At 62.4% G+C, this 25,836-nt stretch carries 21 protein-coding genes and 1 rRNA gene; 9 read left to right on the top strand and 13 right to left on the bottom strand.

The genetic code is table 11. The features are described from left to right. From INT12_RS28215 to INT12_RS28225, 3 genes are all read right to left on the bottom strand, one after another. A partial coding sequence (locus tag INT12_RS28215; RefSeq protein ID WP_226926334.1) for a DUF4347 domain-containing protein occupies positions 1-1,289 on the bottom strand: 1,289 nt, incomplete at its 3' end. A 51-nt stretch (positions 1,290-1,340) separates the two neighbouring features. Continuing rightward, entirely contained in the window at positions 1,341-2,174 is an 834-nt protein-coding gene (locus INT12_RS28220) for a sulfotransferase family protein (RefSeq protein WP_017845533.1), read from the bottom strand. Positions 2,175-2,292: 118 nt separating this feature from the next. After that, positions 2,293-3,906 carry a glycosyltransferase family 39 protein gene (locus INT12_RS28225; protein ID WP_193040770.1) on the bottom strand — a complete coding sequence of 538 codons (1,614 nt, stop codon included), beginning with the start codon at positions 3,904-3,906 and terminating at the stop codon, positions 2,293-2,295. 202 nt (positions 3,907-4,108) lie between these two features. Between INT12_RS28225 and INT12_RS28230 the strand changes: the two genes are divergently transcribed. Both INT12_RS28230 and INT12_RS28235 read left to right on the top strand, forming a co-directional pair. After that, the gene (locus tag INT12_RS28230) at positions 4,109-4,696 is read left to right on the top strand and encodes a phage tail protein (protein ID WP_017845535.1); all 588 of its coding nucleotides are present in this window, start codon (positions 4,109-4,111) and stop codon (positions 4,694-4,696) included. Between the two features lie 55 nt (positions 4,697-4,751). Then, positions 4,752-5,060, top strand: coding sequence for a hypothetical protein (locus INT12_RS28235; RefSeq protein ID WP_193040769.1), 309 nt, complete (start codon positions 4,752-4,754; stop codon positions 5,058-5,060). Here INT12_RS28235 and INT12_RS28240 read toward each other — a convergent pair. From INT12_RS28240 to INT12_RS28255, 4 genes are read right to left on the bottom strand one after another with little or no spacing between them, the layout of a single operon-like run. After that, positions 5,036-5,551 carry a GNAT family N-acetyltransferase gene (locus INT12_RS28240; protein WP_046385120.1) on the bottom strand — a complete coding sequence of 172 codons (516 nt, stop codon included), beginning with the start codon at positions 5,549-5,551 and terminating at the stop codon, positions 5,036-5,038. The genes INT12_RS28235 and INT12_RS28240 overlap by 25 nt on opposite strands. Before the next feature lie 15 nt (positions 5,552-5,566). Further along, a complete protein-coding gene (locus INT12_RS28245) occupies positions 5,567-7,663 on the bottom strand; it encodes a biotin/lipoyl-binding protein (protein ID WP_193040768.1) in 2,097 nt (698 codons plus the stop codon). Next, positions 7,663-8,982 (bottom strand): efflux RND transporter periplasmic adaptor subunit, encoded by a 1,320-nt coding sequence (locus tag INT12_RS28250; RefSeq protein WP_193059114.1) that lies wholly within the window; start codon positions 8,980-8,982, stop codon positions 7,663-7,665. Before INT12_RS28250 ends, INT12_RS28245 begins: the two co-directional genes overlap by 1 nt. Beyond that, positions 8,979-9,695: an efflux RND transporter periplasmic adaptor subunit gene (locus INT12_RS28255; protein WP_231590069.1), complete on the bottom strand. Its 717-nt coding sequence runs from the start codon at positions 9,693-9,695 to the stop codon at positions 8,979-8,981. The genes INT12_RS28250 and INT12_RS28255 overlap by 4 nt, the downstream gene beginning before the upstream one ends. A gap of 219 nt (positions 9,696-9,914) precedes the next feature. On the opposite strand from INT12_RS28255, the gene INT12_RS28260 reads away from it, so the two are divergent. Next, entirely contained in the window at positions 9,915-12,083 is a 2,169-nt protein-coding gene (locus INT12_RS28260; RefSeq protein ID WP_193040767.1) for an outer membrane assembly lipoprotein YfiO, read from the top strand. Then, on the top strand, positions 12,080-12,784 hold the full coding sequence (locus INT12_RS28265; protein ID WP_193040766.1) for a DUF3142 domain-containing protein: 705 nt from the start codon (positions 12,080-12,082) through the stop codon (positions 12,782-12,784). The genes INT12_RS28260 and INT12_RS28265 overlap by 4 nt, the downstream gene beginning before the upstream one ends. 64 nt (positions 12,785-12,848) lie before the next feature. On the opposite strand, the gene INT12_RS28270 is transcribed toward INT12_RS28265, so the two are convergent. Genes INT12_RS28270 through INT12_RS28285 form a run of 4 tightly spaced genes read right to left on the bottom strand, consistent with a single transcriptional unit; the run spans position 12,849 to position 16,496 of the window. Further along, the gene (locus INT12_RS28270; protein WP_017845543.1) at positions 12,849-13,697 is read right to left on the bottom strand and encodes an ABC transporter permease; all 849 of its coding nucleotides are present in this window, start codon (positions 13,695-13,697) and stop codon (positions 12,849-12,851) included. Positions 13,698-13,709: 12 nt separating this feature from the next. Beyond that, positions 13,710-14,561, bottom strand: a complete 852-nt coding sequence (locus INT12_RS28275; RefSeq protein WP_079442576.1) for an ABC transporter ATP-binding protein — start codon at positions 14,559-14,561, stop codon at positions 13,710-13,712. Position 14,562: 1 nt separating this feature from the next. Next, the gene (locus INT12_RS28280) at positions 14,563-15,588 is read right to left on the bottom strand and encodes an ABC transporter substrate-binding protein (protein ID WP_017845545.1); all 1,026 of its coding nucleotides are present in this window, start codon (positions 15,586-15,588) and stop codon (positions 14,563-14,565) included. Positions 15,589-15,602: 14 nt separating this feature from the next. Next, complete coding sequence (locus INT12_RS28285; RefSeq protein ID WP_193040765.1) at positions 15,603-16,496, bottom strand: TauD/TfdA dioxygenase family protein; 894 nt, start codon at positions 16,494-16,496, stop codon at positions 15,603-15,605. Between the two features lie 332 nt (positions 16,497-16,828). Between INT12_RS28285 and INT12_RS28290 the strand changes: the two genes are divergently transcribed. The 5 genes from INT12_RS28290 to INT12_RS28310 all read left to right on the top strand — a co-directional run bounded on the left by INT12_RS28290 (position 16,829) and on the right by INT12_RS28310 (position 23,452). After that, positions 16,829-17,527 (top strand): GntR family transcriptional regulator, encoded by a 699-nt coding sequence (locus INT12_RS28290; protein ID WP_046385134.1) that lies wholly within the window; start codon positions 16,829-16,831, stop codon positions 17,525-17,527. A gap of 379 nt (positions 17,528-17,906) precedes the next feature. Then, positions 17,907-18,665, top strand: a complete 759-nt coding sequence (locus INT12_RS28295) for a DUF3050 domain-containing protein (protein ID WP_193041049.1) — start codon at positions 17,907-17,909, stop codon at positions 18,663-18,665. Next, positions 18,662-19,609, top strand: a complete 948-nt coding sequence (locus INT12_RS28300) for a diiron oxygenase (RefSeq protein WP_079442571.1) — start codon at positions 18,662-18,664, stop codon at positions 19,607-19,609. The genes INT12_RS28295 and INT12_RS28300 overlap by 4 nt, the downstream gene beginning before the upstream one ends. Beyond that, complete coding sequence (locus INT12_RS28305) at positions 19,606-22,974, top strand: amino acid adenylation domain-containing protein (RefSeq protein WP_193041048.1); 3,369 nt, start codon at positions 19,606-19,608, stop codon at positions 22,972-22,974. Before INT12_RS28300 ends, INT12_RS28305 begins: the two co-directional genes overlap by 4 nt. A 19-nt stretch (positions 22,975-22,993) precedes the next feature. Further along, the gene (locus tag INT12_RS28310) at positions 22,994-23,452 is read left to right on the top strand and encodes an SRPBCC family protein (protein WP_079442569.1); all 459 of its coding nucleotides are present in this window, start codon (positions 22,994-22,996) and stop codon (positions 23,450-23,452) included. Positions 23,453-23,491: 39 nt separating this feature from the next. Here the strand turns inward: INT12_RS28310 and INT12_RS28315 are convergent, their stop codons facing one another. Together INT12_RS28315 and rrf are read right to left on the bottom strand one after the other, a co-directional pair. Further along, positions 23,492-25,372 carry a methyl-accepting chemotaxis protein gene (locus INT12_RS28315; protein ID WP_017845552.1) on the bottom strand — a complete coding sequence of 627 codons (1,881 nt, stop codon included), beginning with the start codon at positions 25,370-25,372 and terminating at the stop codon, positions 23,492-23,494. 346 nt (positions 25,373-25,718) lie between these two features. Continuing rightward, a 5S ribosomal RNA gene (gene rrf, locus INT12_RS28320) occupies positions 25,719-25,834 on the bottom strand. Between the last annotated feature and the right edge of the window lie 2 nt (positions 25,835-25,836).

Below are 25,836 nucleotides of genomic sequence, written 5' to 3' on the forward strand. Positions count from 1 at the left end.
GTTCCGGCGTAGACACCACTCCCGTTGCCGGTATTGCCACCACGCCCGCCGTTGCCTCCGCCCACCGCGCCGCCGCCACCACCGGCACCGCCGAAATTGCCATTGGTCACACCACCGCCACCACCGCCACCCGAGGCTGCGTTCTCTGTCACGCTGACGTTATTGAGGGTCAGGTTACCGAAGTTACTGATCCCCGCCCCGAGCAAATTGGCCGCGCTAATACCGCTACCGCCATTGCTGCCGTCGCCAGCCGCCAAGCCCTTGGTAATGACCAGGCCGTCCAGGGTCGCGGTGACACCGCTGTCAACCTTCAACACCTGGGTCTTGTACTGCCCGCTGATGGTCACATCGGCAACACCATCGTTGTTCAGGTCGCCGTCGATGGTCAGGTTTTTAGCGATGACCAACTGCGTGTCCAGATTGACCGTCATGCCCGGGGTACTGAAGGTGACGGTCTCGCCGACACCCACATCGGTCAGGGCCTGGCGCAGTGTGCCGGCACCGCTGTCTGCGGCGCTGGTCACCGTGATGTTCGCCAGGCCGTATTGGTATGCCGACATCGCCTGGTACGACAACGCCGTATGACTTTCGATGGAGCCGGTGGCGATTTCCAGGGTCCAGTCGCCGCCCAGGCCGGTGCGGTTGGTGGACGCGGCAACATCGCGCCCGGTCAGTTGCGCCAGCGAGTCGACAAAGTTGATGCCCTTGTCGCTGGCGGCGGTGTTGCAGGCGTAGATCAGGATATCGCCGCCCACGTTCATGTCCTGGCCGATCTGCGCCAGCACTTCGCTGCGGGCCGCGACGTTGTCGGCGGACAAATAGGTACTGCCCAGCCACAGATCACCGGCATTGCCGTGGGCGATGATCTGCACCGAGCTGACTCCCTGATGGCTGCCCAGGTAATCGGCGATCTGCTGCAGGCCGTCCTTGCTCGCGTCCAGTTGCACCACTTGGGTGCCGGGGGCAACGCCGTTGAGCAGCTCGGCGGAATCCTTCACGCGGGCATCGACAAACACCACGCTCTGCCCCGGCACGGCAACCGGTGCGGGGGTGGCGGGCGCGTCGGACTGCGCGTGGCTTTCGCTGCCGGTGGCGGCGTGTTCGGTGGTCGTCGGCGCCTTGGCCGCAGCATCTGCGGTGGCGTGGCTGTCGGCCTGGGCCGCATCGGCCACGGTGGCGGCCACTGCGCCGTCGAACAGCATGCGCGGTTCCAGGGACATAATCATCGGCGTCGCCAGGGTGCTGGCATTGGTTGTTGCTGGCCGTGCCTTAATGTTGTTCCACCACATGCTGCTCACCCGTCGGTCGAATGCTGATTTGCGCAATGAAAAAAACCGCGATCAACTGATCGCGGCATCGGCTTTGGTACGGATCACATTGGCGGCGCTGGAAGTGCCATCACGCCAAAAAGACATATGCGCGAACTGCTCGAAGAGATCGGGCGGCAGGATGGTCCGCCGGGGCTGCAGTTCCACCTTCGGCTTGACCCGATGCAAACCGCTCACGCCGAGGGCGTCGTCGAAGTCCGGCGCGTCGTAGCTCAGGTGCTCGAAATCGTGCTCGAACCAGGGCTCGCCGATAAATTCGTAGACCAGCCGCATGACCCGCTCGGGGGCCTGGGAGAGCAAATCGTAGTCGACCACCAGCATCGAGTCGGCGTGTTCACCGTAGTACGCCTCTTTGAGCGCCGACCAGGCGTACCCCACCAGGCGATTGCGCTGGCCAAGGGTTTCGACACGGCTGTAGACAGTGTTGCGCTCGACGTCGTCGTTGAACAGCTTGGTGTTTTCGAAGGGGTTGGCGCGGTACACACGCTCGAGGCTGTCCATGATCCACGCCACGTTACGCACGCAGGCGATCACCTTGGCCTGGGGGAACAGGTCGTGCAGCGCCGGCATGCGGGCGCACCATTGGCGATTGGTGTCGAACACCACCGGCACAGGAGCGCGGTCGGCGTAATAGGCATCGAACAACCCGCGCAGCAAGCGGCGCCGGGTATTGGCATCGATGACCGAGCCGAACTCGCTGCCGGCACTGCATTGCCCCAACACGCCGTTGAACAGAGTGCCCACGGGGCTGCTCATGCCAGCGTGAAAGCGCGGGTTCTGCAAGAGGATCGCAGACAGCAGCGTCGAACCGGAACGGGGCAAACCGGAAATAAAGTGATACTGCATCCCTTCACCACTTTTGTAGGACAAAAATCCATTTGTATCCGAATCGTAACTGATGATTAAAGAGATCACTAGTGGTCAAATGCCACTGTTTTGATATTCCTTTCATTCCAAATGGATATTAGCGGCAGGCCTCTGGCTGCGAAGGCTCTAGGCCGAGGCATAGCACGAATAATCGCGCCCTGGCACCGCCCCCGTCCCGCTGCATTTTTTCACGCCATCCGTCCGGTAGCGGCGCAAAATCGTCCGGTGCTTCGTTGCTGCTGATCAGCCAGACACGCTGGGTATCGGCCGGTAATGCCGACAAACGGTCGAGGTAAATACGCCCGCCGTCCTGATCCACCAGCGTGCCAAAACCATAGGCGTTCGGCCGCGTCGGCGTGCCATCCGGTTTGGGCGGGGTGTAAAGCTGCAATTGGGCGTCGGTCCGGTCGTAATACACGTAGCTGAGGTACCACAGCATGTCGCTGAGGACGATGCGGTCACCTTCCTGGTAGTTGCGATTGACGAACTCCACCGGCACGTTGAACTGATCATCCACATCCACGGTGGCATTGTTCTTCACCCCCAGCAGTTCCACACCGACGCACAGCACGAACAATGCCGCGCCCAGCCATGAAAGACGTCCGGGCAGGCGGTCGATGGCCAGCGCCAGGATGATCGGCAAAGCCAGGGCATAGACGGTGAGGTAACGCTCGATAAACACCGACGAGATAAACGACACCCCGTACACCAGCAGCAACGGCAGCAAGAAAAACAGCGCCAACAGACCGGCCGGCCGGTAGCGCGTCTGATCGCGCCAGGCGCAGACGCCGACCACGGCCACCAGCAGCAGCGGGAATGACCAGAACAGCACAGGCGATAAGCCAAGACCTTCGTCCTGCAACATGAACTGCCAGATCATCGACGGCACGGAGAACTGGTTGATCGGCTCTTCCCAGCCGATGTCGCCGCCGACCTTGAGCTGCTCGACATGCTGCACCAGGCCCACCAGGTTCGGCAGCCAAGGCAGGTACACCAGCACGATCGCGACGTTGGCCACCCACCATGCCGGACGCGTGATCAAGCGCCGACCGGGGGGCTGGGACGCACTCAACAGGCCCAGCCAGGCCCAATGCACCAACACACACAACGCGGTGAAGTAATGGGTATAGAAACCGGCGGCCATCAGCAGCCCATACCCCAGCAGGTAGCGCGTGCGCTCGGGTTGGCGCACCCAATACACCAACGCCAGCGTCGCGCCCAGCAGCCACACGCCGAGCAGCGAGTACATACGCACTTCCTGGCTGTAGCGCACCGCGCTGGGAAACAGCGCCAGCAGCACACCCGCCAGCACGGCGGCACGAAGGGTGGACAACTGCCGCGCAAGGCAGATGCCCAGGCCCACCACGACCACACCGGGAATCGCACTCATGCTGCGAATCGACCAGATGCCGTCGCCGAACAGCTCGATCCAGCCGCGCAGCAAGAAGAAATACAACGGCGGATGCACATCGTGGGCGGCGTGAAACCACAGTTCGGTCGCCGCATATTGGCTGAGCAACAGGCTCGACCCTTCGTCGCCCCAGATCGCCGCGGCCGTCAGGCCATAAAAACGCACCGCCAGCGCCAGCGCCAGAATCGGCACCCACCATAACTGGCGCAACCAATCGCCACCTTCACGGGCCTTTGCGAGGCGATTGACAGCAGAAATCACCCCAACGTTGTCGTCTTGCTCTACCACAGACCGTCGCACCCCGATTCCCCCGCCACTGCCCATTTCCAGGGCCAAACCTGCGCATGCGCAAACAAGCGCCACTCTAGGACAAAAGCCCCGGATTCGCCCGTTGTTTCGCAACCGGCAGGCAGCGCTCAAAACCTGCGTCTACGCTCTGCGATGAAGCCAGATCGACTGGCTTTATATCCCCTTGAACAGCTCACACAAGGATGAACGATTCATGGAAGTATTCATCGGCACTATCCAACCTTTCGCCTTTAATTTCGCCCCAAGAAACTGGGCCTTCTGCGCCGGCCAGCTCCTGCCCATCAGCCAATACCAGGCGCTGTACGCGCTGATCGGCACGACATATGGCGGGGACGGCACGCAAACCTTCAAGCTGCCTGACCTGCAAGGTCGCCTGCCCATCGGCCAAGGCAATGGCCCGGGCCTTTCGCAGCGGTTAATCGGCGACGTCGACGGCGTCGAAAGTGTGATGGCCACCCAGGCCAACCTACCCACGCACACCCATAGCACGGCGGCGCTGGCAGTCAGCGCGGCGGTGCAACTGGCCGACACCGCCAGCAACCCGCTTACAGCGCCGACCGCCGCCAATGCGTTTATCGGCGCCTCCGGCGGCGGGCCGGGCAGTGCCTCGATCTTTTCCGACCAGCAGGGCGCCAGCCCGGTACCGCTCAAAGGCGTCAGCACGAGCTTGACCGGCACGCTGGCCTTGGCCGGCCAAGGGTTGCCCATGGACACGATGAACCCGTTCCTGGTGATCAACTTCAGCATTGCCCTGAACGGGGTCTTCCCGTCACGCGACTGACCCGCACCCGGGCCGAGGCACTTGGGCCTCGGCCTCTCTGACACGGAGCTGATGTATGTTGAACCTGGTCACCCCCGAGCACTTTCGCCCTCTGCTTGCGCGCACGAGTGTGTTGTACCTGCCGGACGGGTCGGCGCTGCCGATCCAGATCCAACAGGTGACTAATGCGCCCAAAGCCAGCGTGCCGGGCAGCCCGCGCACGGCCTTCAGCGTGTTGCTCGACAGCCTGGAGCCGACGGATTTCGTCGACGGACTCTGCCGTTTGCCGCTGGCGCAGACCTGCCTGGAGCAGGTGTTTGTGTCCCGCGAACCCGCCATGGGCCGCGACAACGCACGCGGTTATTTCTGCATCGTGTTCAACTGAGACGGGTACCACACCAGCCGCTGCGCGGCGGGCGTCTCTTCCTCTAACCGAAACCCCAGCGCCAGGTAATGCTGGCGCGCATGGGGGTTGCTCGCCCACACCACCGTGGCCACCGGGCAACACACCTGCTGCGCGGCCCGTTGCACGCCGTGCAGTACCGCGCGGCCAAAACCCTGGCCTCGGGCAGCGGGGATAAACGCCAGGTACAGCACACGGATTTCATTCGGGCCGAAATCGGCACTCAGGGCGCCAATGGGCGTGTCGAGTTTTTCGATCACATAATGCAAGGCCCCGGGAAAATGCTCGCCCATGCCGTTTTCCTGCACTTGAAACTGTTGCGCGATCACCGCCTCGACCAGCCCCTGCTCACCGTCGATCCACTGCAAATCGGCACGCGCCGAGCGGTAGAGGCTTTGCAGAAATGGCCCGTCGGTGGGCCGTGACGGGCGCACCACCAGGCCCTGCGCCAAAGCGCCGTCCTTGTTCAACATGCCTTTGCACTCCTGTCAGAATCCGCTTTCCCGTACACCCAAAGCCGCCACTCGACGCCAGGCTACGCCCAGCACCGACTCGCTGCGCCCTTGCAACACCACCACGCCGCGCAGCGGTTGATGGGGGGTGGCGATCGGTTGCGCACTGCGCAACCGCACGCCGTACTGCGCCTGCACCGGCGCCGGGCGCTGGTTTTCGTCGCGGCGCACGGCAATCGGCCCGTGGTGGTCGGAGGTCAGGGCCTCCTGGTCCAGATAGGCCACGCCGTTGGCATCGATATCGGTCAGCACCACCGGGATGGCGGCGCGCATCGGGTCATCGGCGATAAACCGCCCGCTCGCCCCCGGCGTCACCCGCCACAGCTCGGCTTCCGCCAGATACCCGCGCAGGCGCGCTCCCTCCTCGACCACTCGCGCCAGCGCGTCTTTAGGCGACAGCCAGCGGCCCACACTCAATTGCGGCAGCACGTCGCGCACGGTGCCGGCATGGGCCGCACGCAACAGCAGGCGTTCGCGCTGGGCGGCAAGCCCGCGGTATTCGGCCAGGGCCTGGGACAGGCGCTGATCGTTGATCCCGGCGTCGGCCGCGGTTTCACTGCGTCCGGCCTGGCGACGCATCTGCAACTGCAGGATCTCCACTTCGCGGCGCACGATGCTTTGCCGCGCATCCAAATCCGGCGATTCCAATTCGATCAGCACCTGGCCCTGGGTCACGACTTGCCCATCCACCACCCGCAACTGTTTCACCCGCGCCGCCACCGGCGCGTGCAAGGCACTGGCGCGCCCGGCCTCGAGCATGCTCGGCAACTCCACGGCACTGCGCCACGGCACCACCAGGGCCAGCACGAACAACAGCAGGCCCAGGCCGCTGAGCAGCACCCGCGGCGCATGGGCCTGGCTGCGGCGACTCCACCATTCGCGCCACTCCTTGAAGATCGGCAGGCCGATGAACCACACCAGTTCCACCAGCATCAGGAAGATCCCCAGCAGCTTGAAGAACAGGTGATACACCGCCAGGGCAATCCCCAGGAACAGCGCCGCCCGCCACAACCAGGCCAGGTAACCCCACCACAGCAGGCGCCGTTGCATGGTCGGCGCCCAGGGTTCCGGCGCCGGTTCGCCGTAGCCGAACAACCACTCGCGCAGGCGCCAGCGACAAAGGGCGAAGGCGCGACCTTGCAGGTTGTCGACGCCCCACAGGTCGCTGATCAAAAAATAACCATCGAAGCGCATGAACGGGTTGAGGTTGATCGCCAGGGTGGTCAGCCACGTCGCACTGGCCAGCATGAACGCCGCCGTGCGCGCCGCGCCGTCCGGCAGCAGCGACCAGGCCAGCAAGGCCACGCAGGCCAGCAACAACTCAGCCATCACCCCACCGGCGCCAATCAGCAATCGCGCGCGCCGATCATTGACCCGCCAGGCATCACTTACATCGGTGTAGAACATCGGCAGCAACACCATGAACGCCACGCCCATGCTTTGCACGCGGCACCCGGCGCGCTTGGCCATAAAGGCATGGCCGAATTCATGGCACAGCTTGGCGAAGAACAGCGCCACGCCAAACGCCAGGGCACCGCCGAGGCTGAACAGGTGCGGGAACGTCGCCAGAAAACGCTGCCAGTCCCGCGCCACCAGAAACACGCCCAGGCCCAGGGTCAGCGGCAAGCCGTAGCGCAACAGCCCCGGCCCGAAGCGCGCCAGCCACGGCCAGGCGCGGTTGAGGAACGCGTCCGGGCGCCACAGCGGGATGCGGAAGAACAAATATTGATGCAGCAGGATTTGCCACAGGTTTTGCTTACGGGCGGCGGCCTTGTAGGCGTAACTGGCACGTTGCTGCGGGTCCAGCGCGGCGATCAGGTCATGGGCGCGCAGGAAGCTCAGCAGCTCATCCACTTCGCTGGCGCCCAGGGGCAGGCCCGGCTCACGGTTGGCGGCTTGCAGGACGTGTTGCGGGTCGCCCAGGGACCAGTGGCGCAGCAGCCGAATGGCGGTGGCGCCGAGCTTGAAGTAACGCCCGCGCACCGGGTCGGCCAGGGTCCAGCGCGGCGAGCCGTCCAGGGCCGCGCCGGCGCTGGACAGTTGCAGGTCTTCGCGCAGTGGGGGCAGGTTCATCAGAGGCCAACGCTCTGGCGCAAGCCGGCCAATGGCCGACGCAACAGGTACAGGGCCAGGGGCGCGCGCTCACCGAAGAGCTTCGCCGTGCCGCGCAGGCCGATGCGTGGCGGTGCCTCATCGAAGCGCGCATCGAGGCGATAGGCGAGTTGCCCGCCGGGCGTGGGCTGCGCCTCGTAGGCGGCGCGTTGCAAGGTGGCGAGGTGGCGCTGCAACGGGTCGCTGTCGAGGAACAGCGCAACCTGGGCGTCGGGCGCCAATGCGATGGCATCGCCCACCGCCAGTTCGATGCGCAACTCTGCCTGGCCGGGGTCGGCAATCTGCAGCAGACGCTCGCCGGTCTGTACCGGTTTGCCGGTCCAGCGTTCGGCGTCGGCAAACACCGCGATACCGTCACGCTCGGCGCGTACTTCGCTGCGCTTGAGCAGTTCGCGGGCGTAGTCGCGCTCGGCGCGTTTTTGCTCGACCCGGGCCGCGAGCAGGTCGATACGCGAACTCGATTCGGCATCGGCAAAGGCGCGCTGGGAATTGGCCTTGAGCTCCGCTTCGGCCACGCCCAGGGCACGCGCGGCCACATCGGCCTGGGCCGTGAGGGTGGTGCTTTCGAAGCGCAGCAGCAGGTCGCCGGTTTTCACCGTCTGGTTGGGCTTGACCAGGAACTCGGCGATCACCCCATCCAGCGGCGCCGCTACCACCTGGCCGGCCAACGGCACCACTTCGGCGGGCGCCAGTACCGATTGGCGCACCGGAATCAGCAGCATCAGCAGTAACGCGACCACCACCAGCACCTGGCGTTTGCGGGTCAGGCGCAGACGCCACGGCTGGCGCGGTTGCAGCGCACGCCAAGCATGGCTGTAGGTGTCGCCCAACTGCGCCAGCAGCACGGGCTCGGCCGGGTTCCAGGGCGTATCCCGCGCCAGCCACACACCGCCGAACACGCGGCCTTGCGGGTCGATCAAGGGCAACCAGAACACATGGCCGGCGGACAGGCTCTGCCAGTCGGCCTGCAGTTGCGCGCTCAATTGCGCGGCCGGCACTTCCCGGGCGGCCTGGCCCAGCCCGTGTTTGTGCAATTGGGCCACGGCCTGCTCGACGAAGGCCACGAACGGCGCGTTCGGGTCGACGCTGCTCACCGCCGTCACCGCCCGCACCTTGCCGGCGATCAACAGCGCCGCATGGCGATAGCCGAACAGCGGTTGCCCATCGTTGACCAGGCTGTAGGCCAATTGCTCAGTGCTGTGGGCGGCGCGGGTCTGGCGTTCCAACTCGAGAAACTGCGCGAATACCCGCTCGGCATTGCCCGTCATCGGTGCGTTCATTGCAGTTGTGCAAAGTGCGCGGTGCCGCTCATGCCGGCCATCAACCCACTGGCATTGGGCAAGGTCGCGACCAGCAACAGGGTCTGGCTGCCTTCGTCGATGCGCGCGCCAAGGCGTTTGACGGTGGCGTTGAATGCCTGGCCGGTTTCGTCGGGGGTGAAGCTGAACGTCTGCCCGGGCTTGAGTTTGCCCATCCAGCGCGACGGCACCAGCAGGTGGATCTCCAGGCTGCGGTTGTCGACGATTTCCAGCAGCGGCGCGCCGGCCGAGACGCTTTCATAACGTTGGACTTTGCGCTGCACCACCTGGCCGTCATACGGCGCCAGCACGCTGCAGCGCTTGACCTGCACCTGATAGACCTGGGACTGGGCCTGGGTTTCGGTGAGTTTGGCTTCGGCGCGGGCCACTTCGAACCGGCCGACCGAATTCAGCGCGGCCAGTTGTTTGTTGTGGGCCAGTTCTTCGCCGGCGCCACGGCTGGCGGCCGAGGCGGCATTGAGTTGGGCCTGGTAGGCCGAGCAATCGAAACGCGCCAGGGTGTCGCCTTTCTTGAACGACTCGCCCTCGCTGAACGGCAGTTCGACAATCCGCCCCGACAATTCACTGGCAAGCATCGCCTGGTCACGGGCGCGCAATACACCACGGGCTTCGCTGTCGGCGCTGACGGCCGCTGCGGGCGCGTGGTCCAACAGCGGATCGTCCGCCATGACCATCGGCGCCAGGCTCACCAAGCAGGAAAATCCCAGTACCGATCTACATAACTGCTTCATACATTCGACCTCCCTGACGATGTGCGCAGTCTAGGGCAGCGGAGTTAAATTGCCACTACCCCCAGTCAGACAAATCAGCATTTTTTGTAGGCCTTTGCCGAAGCCTTCGCCGGATCACGTTATGATTGCCGACCTCCAAGGACTCAGGATCAAGGACACGTCATGCACATTAGTTTTCTGTCACCCCTGGCACTGGCCCTGCTCGCCGGTCTCTCCCTGCCGGCACTCGCCAGCTCCGACGACTCGTGCTACCCCGACTGGAGGGTCTCGCGGGACAGCCTGGACACCTGCAACAACCTGCCGTTCCTGAGCCCCGGCAATGACAGCCGAACCAACCTGCGCCTGTTACTGGCCGACAAAAAAGCCGCGCCCCTGGCACCGAACGCCTTGAGCGAGGACGACCTGTCCCAAGGCTTCGGTCCGGTGCCGTTCCCGGTGTACCGCCTGGTGCCGATCGCCGCCGCGCCGGCCGAAGCGGATAACACATCGCACACCTCGCCCAGCGCCGAACTCGACACCCTGCTCCAGCCTTTGGGCATCAAGCGCGACGAATACAAATCGGCGGGGGCTGACTTCCTGAATGGCGAAGGCAGCCGCTGCCGCAGCAACGACGATGACAGCGCCACCGCGTTTATCCGCCAGGTGCTCAAGGCCGACATGCCGGCAGCCGAACGCGAGCTACTGGTGAAGGCGCGTTTGCAATTGCTCACGGCCTGTTCTTGGGAAGGCCAAGTGCTGGATGCACAGCAGATCCAATCCAGCGAAGGCCAATTGTTCCGCACTTATCTGCAGGCCGCCGCCGACTTCTATAGCGGTCGTTTCAGCGACGCCGAGCGCGGTTTCGCCGGCGCCAGCACCAGCAATGTGCCCTGGCTGAAGGAAACCGCGCTGTACATGACCGCGCGGACGTCACTGAACCAGGCGCAGGCCGACGCCTTCGACGAATACGGCATGCCGCAACTCGAGCATGTGGATAAGTCCGCCCTGAGCGACGCCGAAGAAGGCTTCCTCGGTTACCTGAAGACTTATCCACAGGGTGATTACGTCGCCTCCGCCCGTGGCCTGCTGCGCCGGGTGTATTGGTTGGCGGACGATCAAGCCAAGCTCGCCGAGGCCTATGCCTGGCAACTGACCCAGGCCACCGACGCCCAGCGCAATGTGTCCGTGGATGAGCTGGTGGCCGAAGCCGACGTCAAGCTGTTGATGGTCAACGGCAAGGCAGTCCAGAACCCGATGATCCTGCTCGTCAGCGACCTGATGCGGATGCGCGCTCACACGCCGCCGGCCCTCAGCCGCGCCGATCTCGATCAGCAAAAAGCCGTGTTTGCCGACGCGCCGGCGCTGTTCGACTACCTGCAAGCGGCGTATGCCCTGTACGTCGAGCATCAACCCGACAACGCGTTGAAACACCTGCCCCAGGACGTGCCGTCGAACCCGGATTACTTCGCCTTCAGCCAACAGACCCTGCGCGGCCTGGCCCTGGAAGCCAAGCAAGACTGGAAAGCCGCCGAAACCCTGTGGCTGCAACTGCTGCCGCTGGCCAAGCAACCGCTGCAACGCGACCAGTTGGAGCTAGCACTGGCGATGAATTACGAACGCAGCGGCCAGTTGGCCAAGGTGTTCGCCGCCGATTCGCCGATCAGCGCCAAACAGGTGCGCTACATCCTGCTGCGCCACATCGCCGGGCCGGACTTGCTGCGCCAACAGATCGCCCAGGCCCACGACCCGCTGGAGCGCCAGACCGCCCAATTCGTGCTGCTCTATAAAGACCTGCTGCGCGGCCAGTTCGCCACCTTCGACGACGACCTCAAGCAACTGCCGGCGTCGGCCCCGGACGACAAGCTGGGCACCAGCCTGGGTTATGTCTACAGCGCCAGCCAGACGTTGAAACTGTTCCAGTGGAACGGCGAAAAAGCCGAATCCGGCTACGCCTGCCCGAGCATTGCGCAAACCGCCGCGACCTTGCAGAACGACGCAAAAAATCCCCACGGCCTGAACTGCTTCGGCGAGTTCATCCTGCGCAATAACCTCGACGGCATGCCCCTTGAACAGGCACGCGCCGCCGGCAGCCTGGGCAGCACGCCATCGGACTTCAAGGGTGACACCTTCTCGCGGCTCGACGGCTACCAACAGGTGATCGGCAACCCCAAGGCGCCGAAAACCGACAAAGCCTACGCGCTGTTCCGCGCCATCAACTGCTACGCGCCCGCCGGCTATAACAGCTGCGGCGGCGAAGACGTCGCACCGGCCGTGCGCAAGGCCTGGTTCCGTCAACTCAAGACGGGCTTTGCCGACACGCAGTGGGGCAAATCCCTGCAGTACTACTGGTGAAACCGCTGTGGCTCGGCTTGCTGTTGCTGGCAAGCCCGGCTTTCGGCGCGGTCGACGCCCGCGACTATGACGCCTTCTGGCTGTGGAGCGGGGTCACGCCGCAGCCAGTGCTCAAGCAGGCAAACACCCTGTACATCCTCCAGGGCCAGATCAACGCCACCCGCCGCGCGCCCCAACGCGGCGTGCAATTGATCGCCCAGGGCATAAGCGTGCCGCGCATCACCCAGGGTGACATCTGGCTGGTCTACCGCGCCCACACCCTGCGCTGGCCGGACCGCGTCTACACCCAACTGCTCGGCCAGGTACAACGCTGGCGCGACGCCGGCAACCCGGTGATCGGCATCCAGATCGACTTCGACGCCCGCACCCAGTACCTGCACGAATACGCCGACTTCCTGCGCGACCTGCGCCAGCGCCTGCCCACCGACCTGCGCCTGAGCATCACCGGCCTGATGGACTGGAGCAGCAACGCCGACCCAACCGCCATCGCCCGGCTCAACGGCGTGGTGGATGAAGTGGTGGTGCAGACGTATCAGGGACGCCAGAGCATCCCGGATTACGCCGCGTATCTGCCACGGATGAATCGGCTGGGGCTGCCGTTCAAGATCGGCTTGATCCAGGGCGGGGAATGGACGGCGCCGGGGTATTTGAAGGGGAGTGAGTGGTTTCGCGGGTATGTGGTGTTTTTGCGCAATCCTTGAAGGCGCTTGACGGGGAAACGTCCCCAGTGGGAGCAAGCCTGCTCACACATTGATCAAGCCAGCCTCAGCGCTGCATGCCCCACCGCTTGACGGTCAATCGCTCGAAGGTATCGAACACCAAATTTTCCACCAACAAGCCGATCAGGATCACCACCGCCAGCCCGGCAAAAACCTTATCGGTGTACAGCTCATTGCGGTTCTGGAAGATGTACCAGCCCAGGCCACCTTTACCGCTGGTGGCGCCGAACACCAGCTCGGCGGCAATCAGCGTGCGCCAGGCGAATGCCCAGCCGATTTTCAGGCCGGCGAGGATCGACGGCAGTGCCGCCGGGATCAGGATGAACAGCACGAAGCGCATGCCCTTCAACCCGTAGTTGCGACCGGCCATGCGCAGGGTTTCGGACACGCCGAGAAACCCCGAATAGGTGTTGAGCGCCAACGCCCACAACACCGAATGCACCAGCACGAAAATCAGGCTGTTCTGGCCCAGGCCAAACCACAAGAGCGCCAGCGGCAACAGCGCAATCGCCGGCAGCGGGTTGAACATCGAGGTCAGGGTGCTGAGCAGGTCGCGGCCCAGTTGGGTCGAGACCGCCAGTGTGGTCAGGGCAAATGCCAGCACAATGCCGATCAGGTAACCCTTGATCAGCACCACCAACGAAATGCTGACTTTGCTCAGCAGCTCGCCACTCAGAAGCCCGTCGTAGAGCGCGTGAAACGTCTGCAAGAAACTCGGCAGCAATAGGTCATTGTTCTGGTAGCGCGCAACCGCTTCCCAGAGGAACGCGAGCACGATCAGGATCAACCCTTTGCGCAACCAGCCTTGTTGCCAAACGCGTTGGCGCAGGGGCAGCTCGCGCTCCACGGGGACGCTGAGCAGCGGTTCGAGGGTGACTTCATATTCCTGGCGCATGGGTGGGGCCCTTCAGTAAGCGATGCGGATATCGGCGAAGCCCAACTCACGTTCGGCTTCGGGGGCTTCATCGAACAGCAGGCGATGAATCCTTCGCGCCGAGGCCTGGAATTGCGCACCGCCAAGGCTGTGCAGATCGTATTGATGGCTGTGGATTTCCGCGCGCACACGCCCAGGATGGGGCGACAGCAACAGGATGCGATTGCCCACCACCAGCGCCTCTTCGATGGAGTGGGTGACGAACAGCAAGGTGAAACGCACCTCTTCCCAGAGCCGCAGCAACTCTTCCTGCATCTTGCGTCGGGTCAGCGCATCGAGGGCGGCGAAGGGTTCGTCCATCAACAGGATTTTCGGCTGCATCGCCAGGGCGCGGGCGATGGCCACGCGGGCTTTCATGCCGCCGGAGAGAGTGTGCGGATAGGCGTCGGCAAAGGCGCCGAGGCCGACTTTGTCGAGGTAGTGCAGCGCGCGTTCTTCGGCGTCCCGCCGCTTGAGGGTGTTCGACGCCAGCAGCGGGAACATGACGTTTTGTTTGACGGTTTTCCACGGCGGTAACTGGTCGAATTCCTGGAACACCACGATGCGGTCTGGACCGGGCTGTTCGACCTTCTGCCCCAGCAGGCGGATCTCCCCTTCGCAAGGCTGGATAAACCCGGCGATGGACTTGAGCAAGGTGGATTTGCCGCAACCCGACGGGCCGAGCAACACGTAGCGGTCGGCCGGGTCGATGTCGAAACTGACTTGGTGCGTGGCCCGCACCACGCGCTCGGGGGTGCGGTATTCGAGGCTGACGTTATCCACCGCCAGCAGCGCAGTGGCGGTGGGCAGGTTGCTGGCCGTGTGGCCTTGCAGGGGCGCGTTCATCTCAGCTTCCTTGCAGGGGCTTGGCGTCCTGGAAGAAGTAGTCCTTCCACGATTCCGGCTTGTTCTTGATTGCGCCGACGCGGTAGAGGAACTCCGCCAGCGGGTAAGTGTTTTTCGGCGTGACACTGAATTCGAATTGCGGGTTGTCGATGATTTTCAGCAGCTCGGCACGGTCGATCTTGGCCTTGGTCACGCGGATGTAAGTGTCGGCGGCGGCGCCTTTGTCGTGCTGGGCGAACTGCGCGGCTTCGGTCAGCGCATCGACGAATGCCTTGTAGGTTTTCGGGTTGTCGTTACGGAATTTTTCAGTGGCGAACAACACCGTCGGCGAGTTCGGGCCCAGCAGGTCATAAGTGTTGAGCACCACATGCACATTGGGGTTCGCCAGGGCCTGGTCCTGGAACGGCGGGTTGGAAAAGTGCCCGGTCAGCTCGGTACCGCCGGCGATCAGCGCGGCCGTGGCGTCGGGGTGCGGGACGGCGACGGTGTACTGATCGAGGCGATTGAATTGCTTGTCGCCCCACTGCTTGGCAGCTGCGTATTGCAGGAAGCGCGACTGCACCGACACACCCACCGCCGGTACCGCGATGCGGTCATTATCGGTGAAATCGGCGATGGTCTTGACCTTGGGATTGTTGCTCACCAAATAGTAGGGAAAGTTACCGAGGGAGGCGACGGCCTTGACGTTCTGCTTGCCGCGGGTACGGTCCCAGATGGTCAGCAGCGGCCCGACGCCGGCACCGGCAATGTCGATGGAACCGGAGAGCAACGCATCATTCACGGCCGCGCCGCCGGAGAGTTGGGTCCAGTCGACCTGGATATCGAGGCCTTCCTGCTTACCGTATTTTTCGATGAGGTGCTGGTCGCGCACCACGTTGAGCAACAGGTAGACGATGCCGAACTGCTCGGCGATGCGAATCTCACCTTCAGCCTGCGCCACCGTCGGGGCGACGAGGCTGCCGGCCAACAGGCTGATACCCAGGCCGAACGTGGCGGCCAGCCGCGCAAATGGAATGTTTCTGGACATGGTCATGCTCCGAATCAGAAAGGCGCGTCGCCCTGGATGGTGGTGCGGTACAGCTTGCGGCGCAGATGGCTCGGGCAACCGGTAGCCAGGTGGATCAGCGAGCGGTTGTCCCAGAACACCAAGTCGTGGGGCTGCCAGTGGTGGCGGTAGATATTGTCCGGCAGCACGCTGTGGGCGTAGAGCTGGGCCAGCAGGTCGCGGCTTTCGTCTTCCGGCAGGCCGACGATGCGGGTGGTGAAGCCTTCACTGACGAACAGCGCCTTGCGGCCGCTTTCCGGGTGGGTCCGCACAATCGGGTGGACCACTTCGGCGACCTGGGCGAGCTGCTCGGGAGTCAGTGTCGGGCGCCAGCTGCCTTCGAATTTGGTTTCGCCGTAACGCGCGGTGTAGGAATGCGCAGCGCTGCGGCCGTGTACGGCGTTGCGCAGGTGCTCGGGCAAGTGGTCCCAGGCCTTGTGCATGTCGGCAAACAAGGTGTCGCCGCCTTCGGCTGGCAGTTCCCGGGCATGCAGCATCGAGCCCAGGCTGGGCAGTTCTTTATAGGAAAGGTCCGAATGCCAGAACTTGCCCGCATCGCCCAGGCCGATGGCTTGGCCGTTTTCGATGATGTTGGAGACGATCAGGATTTCCGGGTGGTTGGCCAGCAGGAACTGCTTGAGCACATGGATCTGCAGCACGCCAAAGCGGCGGCTGAAGGCGATCTGCTGGTCGGGGGTGATGCGCTGGTCGCGAAAGACCACCACATGGTGATCCAGGTGCGCGCGGTGAATGCGGGCGAAATCCTCGTCATTGACCGGGCGGGACAAATCCAGGCCGATGATCTCGGCCCCCACGCTGCCGGGGAGTGGACGAATCTCGAAGGTTTGGGCGTTAGGGATCGCTGCTGGAACAGTAGAGGTGGCTGACATGAATTCACTCCCGATCGGACAGGAGAGTGACTTTATAGATATAAGAACTGTATTTTAAATACCGTTAGAGAATATGCATAGACAGGAATGCACCGAGGAAACCCTGCGCTGGGCGGCGGGAATGGAACAACCGATGGCGGTGAAGTGTTCAATGCTGGGCAATCCAACACCACCGCGTAAGACACCGCAAAAGCTCGATGTGGGCACCCAGAGTGGCGTGTTTAGCCGCTTACAAGCCGAAAACCTTGCTCGTTTGACAAGCCTGTAGGCAATCTCTAGTGTGCATTGGATCCAATAAGCCATTGCCATTCTATGAGGAGGCTAGCGTAGCCGTGACGCAAAAGCCGAGCCCTTTGAGCAGTATCAAGGTCAGCGGGCCTATTCCCGCCCATCTTGCTCGTTCCGTAATCGAAGAAACCTTGCGCAACGCCATCCTCGATGGCCGATTGCCTTGTGGTACCGCCATGCGCCAGCAGGAGCTGGCCAGCCTGTTCGGCGTCAGTCGCATGCCCGTGCGTGAAGCCCTTCGGCAGCTGGAAGCCCAGTCGTTGCTGCACGTCGTGACGCACAAGGGGGCGGTGGTTGCACCGCTGATCGAAGACAATTCGGCCGAGACCTACGCCCTGCGCATGCTGCTGGAGTCCGAAGCGCTGCGCTTGTCGATTCCGTTGCTCAGCGCAGACGACATTGCCCAGGCCGATGCCTTCATCACGGCGCTGGAACAAGAGAAAGACTATACCGAGATCGGCCGGCTCAACCGCCTGTTCCACATGGCGCTGTATGGCAAGGCCCCCAACCGGCGGCTACTCACGCTAGTCGAACACGGTTTGAATGAAGAGGAGCGCTTCCTGCGTTTCAACCTTGAGGCGATGGGGCTCGGCGAGACGTCCCAGGAAGATCACCGCGAACTGCTGAGCCTGGTGGCGCAGAAGAAGGTCGACGAAAGTATCCTGACGTTGCGCAATCACTTGATGCGAGGCATGGAGGTCATCAGCACTTACCTCAAGGGCCTTGAGGCGACCGGCACCTGAACTTTTCCAGCCTGCTTCACCGATCAAGCATTGCGGGGCGACCTTCGCTGTTGGCAGAACCTGCATCAAGACGCCCCGGTTAAAACTATTCGACTGCGTAATGCCTGCTAATGCTCGAGAAACTTCCCACGTTTAATAATATAACTTACCCACAATCGGAATCTTTTCGAAAAAACATCTAATACATTTATAAGCTCGCCCAAACGTTTAATCGGCTTATTATCTTTCTTCAATAAACCAAGCACCTCAACAGCCTGCACGAACCCTTGTTTGGGCAGCGCTGCGCGCGCTGCTTGGCTAAACGTTATCTGTCCGCTTTTGGGCTGCAAAAGCCCAGCACTGTTTTCAGAGCAGTCGCAACAACTTATAGGCATCAACTATGTATCAAGGTTTACTTAAACAAAAAAAACTGCAGTTATGCAGCCATCCGTTATTTGAAGAAATAACTTCACTTGGCAAGTTACAAATCTTTATGGAAAACCATGTATTTGCCGTTTGGGACTTCATGAGCCTCACCAAACGCCTGCAACGGGACCTGACCTGTACGCAATTACCCTGGCTCCCGCCGACCGACCCGCAAGCCGCCCGCCTGATCAACGAAATCGTGCTGGGCGAGGAGTCGGACGAACACCCCCGGCGCGGTCATTGCAGCCACTTCGAGCTGTACCGCGAAGCCATGCTCGAAGTGGGCGCCAGTACCCACGCCATCGATACGTTCATCACGCTGCAACGTCGGGGCGTCGAGGCCAATGCCGCCCTGGGCCGGGTCGATGTGCTGCCCGGCGTGGCCCGCTTCGTCGCCAGCACGTTGCACATCGCGTTGAATGCGCCCACCCATTGTGTGGCCGCCGCCTTCCTGCACGGCCGCGAAAGCATTATCCCGAGCATGTTCGAACGGCTGTTGCAGGGCAGTGAGATCATCAGGAACCAGGCGCCAACCTTGGGCGAGTACCTCAACCGCCACATCGAGCTGGACACCCAAGACCATGAGCCAGGGGCTCAGAGGATGCTCCAGGGCCTTACCGACAACGCACCCGAGCGCCAGCAACAGGCGGCTGAAACCGCGGTCAACGCCGTGGAAAACCGCATCAAGCTCTGGGACGACGTACACACCTTGCTGCAACAGGTGCGCCCATGAACATCAGCGCCTACCGCTCCATCGCCGAAGACTGGGAACGCCGCGCCACCATCCGCACACGCCCTCGCCGCCTGCTGGAAAACGACGACAAACTGATCTACCCGCTGTGCCGCCAGCCCCTGGCGCTCAGCGCGACCTTTCTTGAACATTGCCCGCAGTGGCGCGACTTCGTGCTGTTGCAAAGCTTCTACAAATTCATCAATGACGTGGTGATTTTCGAAACCGAGATCGTCGACAAGACCGCGCGCAACATCGCCAAGAACCGTTTCGCCCTGCCCTTCCCCCTTGTGTGTCGCTATGACGCGATGACCGTCGTGGTGGACGAGGACTATCACGCCCTGGTCGCGCTGGACTTCCTGCAACAGACCGTGAAGATGACCGGTATATCACCGCTGGATCTGCCCGGGCAGATCGAACTGAGCCGCGCCCTGCCGGCGGCGCAGGCGCAAGCCCCGGCGCACCTGCGCGATGCGGTGGAATTGATTGCCGTGGCCATTGCCGAAAACACCGTGACCCATGACGTGGCGGCGTTTTCCAGGGACGACAGCGTCAAGGCCTCCATCCGTGGCTTGATGGCCGATCACCTGTTCGACGAAGGGCGCCATGGGCAGTTCTGGACACGCCTGGTGCGCCTCTATTGGCAGGCGGCAAGCCCGGCTGACCGCGACAGCATTGCACCGGTCTTGCCCATCTTTCTGGCGCATTACCTGACCAACGAGCTGCAAAAATCCTTCGACCTGCAACTGATCGATCAGTTGGACGTCAGCGCTGATGTTCGCCATGCGCTGCGGGCCGACATGGCGGCACTGGAGTTCCCCATCACCCGCCACCACCCGCTGATCGGCAACATCATGGGCTTTCTGCAACACAGCGGTTTGCTGCAGACACCGAGCGTGGCCCTGGCATTGGCCGACTATCTGCCGGTGGCCGGGAGAGCGGCATGAGGCGCCTGACAATTGGATGGTTGGGTATCAGCCGTGCCCTGGATGCGGTGAGGCTGGAGCTGGAACAGTATGGTCATCTGTCGGGGCATGACGCTGCCGACCTGGTGATCGAGGACGGTAGCGAGTCACTGCCCGCGCACCTGGCCGCCGCTCCACGCATCAGCCTGCGCCTGGGCGTCGGCCCGCTGACGGAGCATGGGTTGCCGCGGCTGCAGTTACGCGCTTATGCCGCCGGCCAACGCTTGCTGGCCGTGCTGGACCTTGCCGACGCGCCCAGCGGCAATGGCCAGCGACTGCGCCTGCAAGCGACAAGCGCGCTGGTGGAATGGGTCGCCGTGCTGGTCAGCGGCTTCGCCCGCGACCCGGAGTATTGCCCCGCCGCGGCCGGCACCAATGCCTGGCCCGAACACAGCTTGCAAAAGCTGGAGGCACTGGCGTTCGTGCATCGGTTCAATCACACCGCCGATGTGCAATTGCTGCAGGCAGCGCAGGTGCCGATGATCGAACGACTGCAGGCCAGCCTGCTCACCTTCGCCGCACGACCGGCGCTGAACATTGCCGGCCGTGTACTGACCTACCGGCAATTGCACGCTCAAGCACGGGCGATCCAGCAACGCCTCGGCCCACTGCTGGAAGGCCTCGAGGTACCACCGGTGGTCGGGGTGTGCCTGGAAAAAACAACGGCGTTGTATGCCAGCATTCTTGCGGTGCTGGGCTGTGGCGCGGTTTACCTGCCGCTGGCACCGGATCATCCGGCGCAACGCCAACAGGCCATGCTGGACAGCGCGGGAGCCAGGCTGTTGCTGGATGATGGCGGCCACCCACTGCGCGAGTACTTCGTTTCATTGGATGTCAGTGCGCTCGATCAGCACGACACGTCACCGTTGCTGCAGCATCGCCCCTCCCCCGATGCGCCGTGCATGGTGCTCTTCACCTCGGGCACTACCGGCCGCCCCAAAGGCGTGTTGCTGAGCCAGAGCAACCTGGCCCATTTCACCGCCTGGTTCGGCGGTTGCATGGGGCTGGACGAGCAGAGTCGAGTACTGCAGTTCGCTTCGTTGAGCTTCGACGCCTCGCTGATGGATATCTTCCCCAGCCTGATTGCCGGCGCCGAGTTGATTGTTCCAAGCGAGGCGCAACGATGCGACCCGCAGCAGTTGGTAGAACTGATCCGCCAGCAGCGGCTCACCCATGCCTTCCTGCCACCGGCGCTGCTGAGCATCCTGCCGCTGGACCAACCGCTGGGCCTGACGCACCTGCTGACCGGCGGCGATGCCTGTGAACCCTATGTGATCGAACGACTGGCCGGCCAATGCCAGTTGCACAACCTCTATGGCCCCACCGAAGCCACGGTGCTGGTCACCCATCGCACGTTGCGGCCCGGGGACAGCAATCGCAACGTCGGCCGCCCCATCGCCAACAGCCAGGTGCTGATACTCGATGAGCATTTGCAGCCAGTGGACGAACAGGTGATGGGCGAGCTGTACATCGTCGGGCCGGGCGTGAGCCTGGGGTACTTGAACGCAACACAACTGCACGACGACCCTTTTGTCGAACTGGTACTGCCGGGAGGACAACCCGTGTGCGCCTACCGCAGCGGTGATTACGCAAAGTGGACCGGCGACGGCATCGAGCTGGGCGGGCGTCGGGACGAGCAAGTGAAGATTCGGGGGTTTCGAGTCGAACCCCAGGAGATCGAACAGTGCCTGCGTGCCAGCCGCCTGTTCCGCCAGGTGGCGGTGGTGATCGACGGTGATCGCAGGATTCGCGGTGTGGTCGCCCAGCCGGAACCGGGTGCCACGATGGACGACCTCAAGCAGCATGCACGGCAGTGGCTGCCTGATTACATGCAACCCGAGCGGTGGATCGAACTCGCCGGCCTGCCTTACGCGAGCAACGGTAAAGTCGATCGCCAGGCCTTGTTGCAACTGCCGGTGCAGCGCCCTTCGAATCACACCGCAAAGGCCGCGCAAACGCCGCTACAGGTTGAGCTGTTGGGGCTGTGGCATGAGTTGTTGCAGCTTCCCACGGGCACGTTGTCCATCGATGACAGCTTCTTTAACGTCGGCGGCCACTCCATTTTGCTGTCGAGCCTGCTGCTGCGGGTTCGCGAACAATTTGGTCGCAGCCTGCCCCTGAACAGCTTTTTTGAAATGCCGACCATTCGCACGCTCGCGGCGCTGCTGGAGGACGGCCCGCGCGCTGCCGCACCCGTCGGCCAGGCGGTTCAAGACGCACAGCGGGAACCGGCTTGTGAGGTGCTGCCCGAGGACCGCGCCGGTGATCGCCGCAAAGTGATCGTGACGGGGGCCAACAGTTTTATCGGGGTCCACATTGTCGAAGCCTTGCTGGCCGGCGGTGCGACCGAAGTGGCATGCCTGGTGCGGGAACTGCCGAACCAGCCGGCAACGGTACGGTTCACCCAGGCGTTGCAGGAGTACCGCCTGGAACATCTGGACCTGAGCCGGGTGCAGGTGTACGCCGCCGATGTCAGCCAGCCTGGCCTGGGCCTGGCCGCCGAGGTGTACGAGCGCCTCGCCAGGGACTTTGGCGTGCTGGTGCATAACGCGGCGCAGGTCAACCATGTGATGGACTACGCGTCGCTGGTGAAAGACAACGTCGACCCGGTACTCGAATGCGTGCGCCTGTGTGAAACCCACAGCAAAAAGGTCTTCAACTTCATCTCGACACTCTCGGCATGCAGCGCCATCGACGCCGCGGGACAGGTCCTCGAGTCGCCTGCTGCGGCGACACCGCCGATCTACATCAAGAATGGTTACAACCTGTCCAAATGGGTGGCCGAGCGGCTATCGGCACGCGCGCTGGAGCAAGGTGCCTGGGTGAATATCTATCGTCCGGGCAATATCAGTTTCAACAGCCAAAGCGGTGTTTGCCAACCACAGAAAAATCGCCTGATGCTGATGCTCAAGGGCTCGCTGCAGTTGGGCCTGGTTCCGCGGTTAGCGGTGAACTTCGACCTGATGCCGGTGGACTTTTTTGCACGCTTCATCGCGTTCCACTGCGCTCGTTTCGCAACCGGGCGCAGCGTGTACAACCTGCATAACCCACAACCCCTGAGCTGGGAGCAGTACCTCGATGCATTCCGCGACGCCGGCTACACATTCAAGCGGGTCAGTGTCGCGCAGTGGCAACGGCAACTGCGAACGGTGGGCCGCGAAAATGCGCTGTTTGGCGTGCTGGGTTTTTACCTGGACGGGTTGGGTGAAGACATCGGCGATACGTCGATGATCCGTCACGACAACGCACGCCGGGGCGTGGAAGAAATGGGTAAGCCGTACCCCGAGAAAAGCTCCGCGCTGTTAGGCAAAGGCTGCGACTACCTCAAGGCCATCGGCTTTCTCTGAACCGCCTCAGGACAACCTCATGAAACCGTTGCAACCCGATACATTGATCCGCAACCCCCGGGGTACACCAGTGGTGGCCTCTGTCGTAGTCACCTGCGAGGCCGCCAGGCTGTGGGGCTTGGTGGGGGACTTTGCAGGCTTTGATGCGTTCATTCCCGCCTTGTCGCACATCGAAATGACCGGCACCGGCGTAGGCGCTTTGCGCACGAAGTATTTCCACGATGGCCATTGTGCGGTGGAGCAGCTCAACAGCCGCGACGAAGAGGCCATGTTCATGACCTGGACCACGGTCTACAACACCTTGGGCGTGGCCCGCCTGTGGGCGGCAATGCGTGTGGAGCCACTTGGCTGCGGATGCTCCAGGGCGACCTGGACGCTCATCGGCGAACCGGTCGACACCGCGCAGGAAGGGTTCGAACACTTTATGCAGAACTTCGCCGACGGCGCACTGGAAAATGTCCGACAAATGCTCGGCTAAGCAGTAGGAGCGAGAGGCCTCGCTCCTATGCCGTTGAGGTCAGATCTTGAAACTGTCGACCAGTTGTTTCAAGCGGCTGGCCTGTTGAGACAACGCGTCACAGTCCTTCAATGTTTCATTGAGGTTGGCCACGCCTTGCTGGTTCAGCAGGTTGATCTGGTTGATGTCGACATTGAGGGTTTCCACCACCGCGGTCTGCTCCTCGGTGGCGGCGGCGACCGACTGGTTCATGCCGTCGATTTCAACAATCCGCTGCGTCACGCTGATCAGGCGCTCACCGGCCTGGTTGGCGACTTCGACGCTCTCTTCGCTGGAGGTCTGGCTCGCGTTCATGGTGGTCACCGCTTCACGCGAACCCACTTGCAGCGAAGTAATCATTTTGTGGATTTCCTCCGCCGACTCCTGGGTACGGTGAGCCAGGTTGCGCACTTCATCGGCGACCACGGCAAACCCGCGACCCGCTTCCCCGGCACGGGCGGCCTCAATCGCGGCGTTGAGCGCGAGCAGGTTGGTCTGCTGGGAGATGCCTTTGATCACATCGAGAATGTGGCCGATGTTATCGGTGCTGGCGTTCAAGGTTTCGATCTGGGTGCAGGACAGGCTGATCTTTTGCGACAGTTCCGACATCGCCAGGATGGTTTTCTCCACCACTTTTCGCCCATCGTCAGCCTGCTCGCTGGCACCACTGGCGTGCTGGGAAGCGTCAGCGGCGTTACGCGCGATTTCCTGGGTCGCGGCGCCCAGTTCGTTGATTGCCGCCGCTACGCTGTTGGTGCGCGCGCTCTGCTCGTCAGAACCGACGATCGAAGCGTTGGACGACGCCATTACGCGCTGGGACAAGTCATGCACCTGGCGTGTTGCCGAGGACACCTCGGAAATCGAGGCGTGGATACGCTCGACGAACTGGTTGAAGGCACTGCCTACCTCGCCAAACTCATCTTTGCTGGTCACGTCCAGGCGGCGGGTCAGGTCACCCTCACCCTGGGCGATGTCCTGCATGGCAACGCCCATGGTGGTCAGCGGCCGCAGCAGTACTTGGATCAGCAAGCTCAAGAGCACCGCAATCGCCACCACGGCAATCAGCATGGCAATCAGCGCGGAGGTGCGGAATTTACCCAGGGGGGCGTAGGCTTTGTCTTTATCAATCGACAAGCCGATGTACCAGTCCGCACCTGGCAAGCCGGCGATAGGGGTGAAGGACAGAATGCGATCCTGACCGTTGAGGACAACATCCTGGTTAAGCTTCTCGATGCGGACGCTGGTGCCTGGGTAGATGTCCTTGAGGTTCTTCATCACCTGGCCCTGATCGGGGCTGACGATGACCTGACCGTCGCCGCTGACCAGGAACGCATGGCCGATGCCGCCGAAGTCTACCGAGTTGATGATCTTCACCAGCGTTTGCAGGCTCAGGTCACCACCGACCACGCCCAGCAACTCGCCGTTCTTTTTCACCGGCATGGCGATGGTCACGATCTGCCCACCCACGGCTGCCATGTAAGGCGGGGTCAGCATCGGTTTGTCAGCCGCCACGGCTTGCTTGTACCAAGGACGCTGGCGCGGGTCATAGCCATCGGGCATTTTTGCGTCGGGGCGTTGGGTGAACACGCCGTTGGTTTGGCCGACGTAAGTGAACTGGAAGTTCGAGGTGAGTGCGGGCTGATCAACCAAGCCTGGAAGATCTGCAGCACTGCCCTGGTGAGCCATGTTTTGTGCCAGGTTTTCGAGTATCAGCACACGGCCACTGAGCCAGTTCTGCACACTGCTGGCGGTGAGTTCTCCGGATTGCTGGATGGACGACTCCAGGTTTTGTTTGATGGCGCTGCGCTGTAAGTAATCGTTGTACAACGTGAATAACGCGAAGGCCAAGACCACGACGCCTGACGCGGCCAACAGAATTTTATGACTGAACTTTAGATTCATTTCATCGACTTCTTTTGCCAAAGGGGGGGAGCGTGCTGGGTGGAACATTCCATGTAACGCCTGGGCAGACGCTTGATCTGCTCCAAATCGGTGCACGCATGGCTCGTCAGGCTTTCGGCCAAATGAAGTGGAATCTTAAGGATTTGTCAGAAAGATCCTCTTTTTGAGTGGGAAACAGACCGGCGGTACAAACAAGGCGTTCGAAACTGCAAAGTCTTGCAGTTTTCCAGGACGGATGAGCATCGATCAGATGCAGGGAGTCAGCTGAGCAGATATGCGACCGAAGCAGACCTCTTAAACGACAAAACCCCTGTCTGCGCAAGCAGACAGGGGTTTCGGAATTTAATCTTGACGATGACCTACTCTCACATGGGGAAACCCCACACTACCATCGGCGATGCATCGTTTCACTGCTGAGTTCGGGATGGGATCAGGTGGTTCCAATGCTCTATGGTCGTCAAGAA

Source organism: Pseudomonas sp. K8 (genome assembly GCF_014889455.1).
In the GTDB taxonomy this organism is placed as follows: Bacteria; Pseudomonadota; Gammaproteobacteria; order Pseudomonadales; family Pseudomonadaceae; genus Aquipseudomonas; species Aquipseudomonas veronii.

Excerpts from the sequence above, each read along its gene's own strand:
- INT12_RS28245 (WP_193040768.1), bottom strand. The coding sequence starts at position 7,663 with ATGAACCTGCCCCCACTGCGCGAAGACCTGCAACTGTCCAGCGCCGGC.
- INT12_RS28250 (WP_193059114.1), bottom strand. The coding sequence starts at position 8,982 with ATGAACGCACCGATGACGGGCAATGCCGAGCGGGTATTCGCGCAGTTT.
- INT12_RS28240 (WP_046385120.1), bottom strand. The coding sequence starts at position 5,551 with ATGTTGAACAAGGACGGCGCTTTGGCGCAGGGCCTGGTGGTGCGCCCG.
- INT12_RS28255 (WP_231590069.1), bottom strand. The coding sequence starts at position 9,695 with ATGGTCATGGCGGACGATCCGCTGTTGGACCACGCGCCCGCAGCGGCC.
- INT12_RS28300 (WP_079442571.1), top strand. The coding sequence starts at position 18,662 with ATGAACATCAGCGCCTACCGCTCCATCGCCGAAGACTGGGAACGCCGC.
- INT12_RS28310 (WP_079442569.1), top strand. The coding sequence starts at position 22,994 with ATGAAACCGTTGCAACCCGATACATTGATCCGCAACCCCCGGGGTACA.
- INT12_RS28230 (WP_017845535.1), top strand. The coding sequence starts at position 4,109 with ATGGAAGTATTCATCGGCACTATCCAACCTTTCGCCTTTAATTTCGCC.
- INT12_RS28305 (WP_193041048.1), top strand. The coding sequence starts at position 19,606 with ATGAGGCGCCTGACAATTGGATGGTTGGGTATCAGCCGTGCCCTGGAT.
- INT12_RS28275 (WP_079442576.1), bottom strand. The coding sequence starts at position 14,561 with ATGAACGCGCCCCTGCAAGGCCACACGGCCAGCAACCTGCCCACCGCC.
- INT12_RS28270 (WP_017845543.1), bottom strand. The coding sequence starts at position 13,697 with ATGCGCCAGGAATATGAAGTCACCCTCGAACCGCTGCTCAGCGTCCCC.
- INT12_RS28315 (WP_017845552.1), bottom strand. The coding sequence starts at position 25,372 with ATGAATCTAAAGTTCAGTCATAAAATTCTGTTGGCCGCGTCAGGCGTC.
- INT12_RS28285 (WP_193040765.1), bottom strand. The coding sequence starts at position 16,496 with ATGTCAGCCACCTCTACTGTTCCAGCAGCGATCCCTAACGCCCAAACC.
- INT12_RS28295 (WP_193041049.1), top strand. The coding sequence starts at position 17,907 with ATGTATCAAGGTTTACTTAAACAAAAAAAACTGCAGTTATGCAGCCAT.
- INT12_RS28235 (WP_193040769.1), top strand. The coding sequence starts at position 4,752 with ATGTTGAACCTGGTCACCCCCGAGCACTTTCGCCCTCTGCTTGCGCGC.
- INT12_RS28260 (WP_193040767.1), top strand. The coding sequence starts at position 9,915 with ATGCACATTAGTTTTCTGTCACCCCTGGCACTGGCCCTGCTCGCCGGT.
- INT12_RS28220 (WP_017845533.1), bottom strand. The coding sequence starts at position 2,174 with ATGCAGTATCACTTTATTTCCGGTTTGCCCCGTTCCGGTTCGACGCTG.
- INT12_RS28280 (WP_017845545.1), bottom strand. The coding sequence starts at position 15,588 with ATGTCCAGAAACATTCCATTTGCGCGGCTGGCCGCCACGTTCGGCCTG.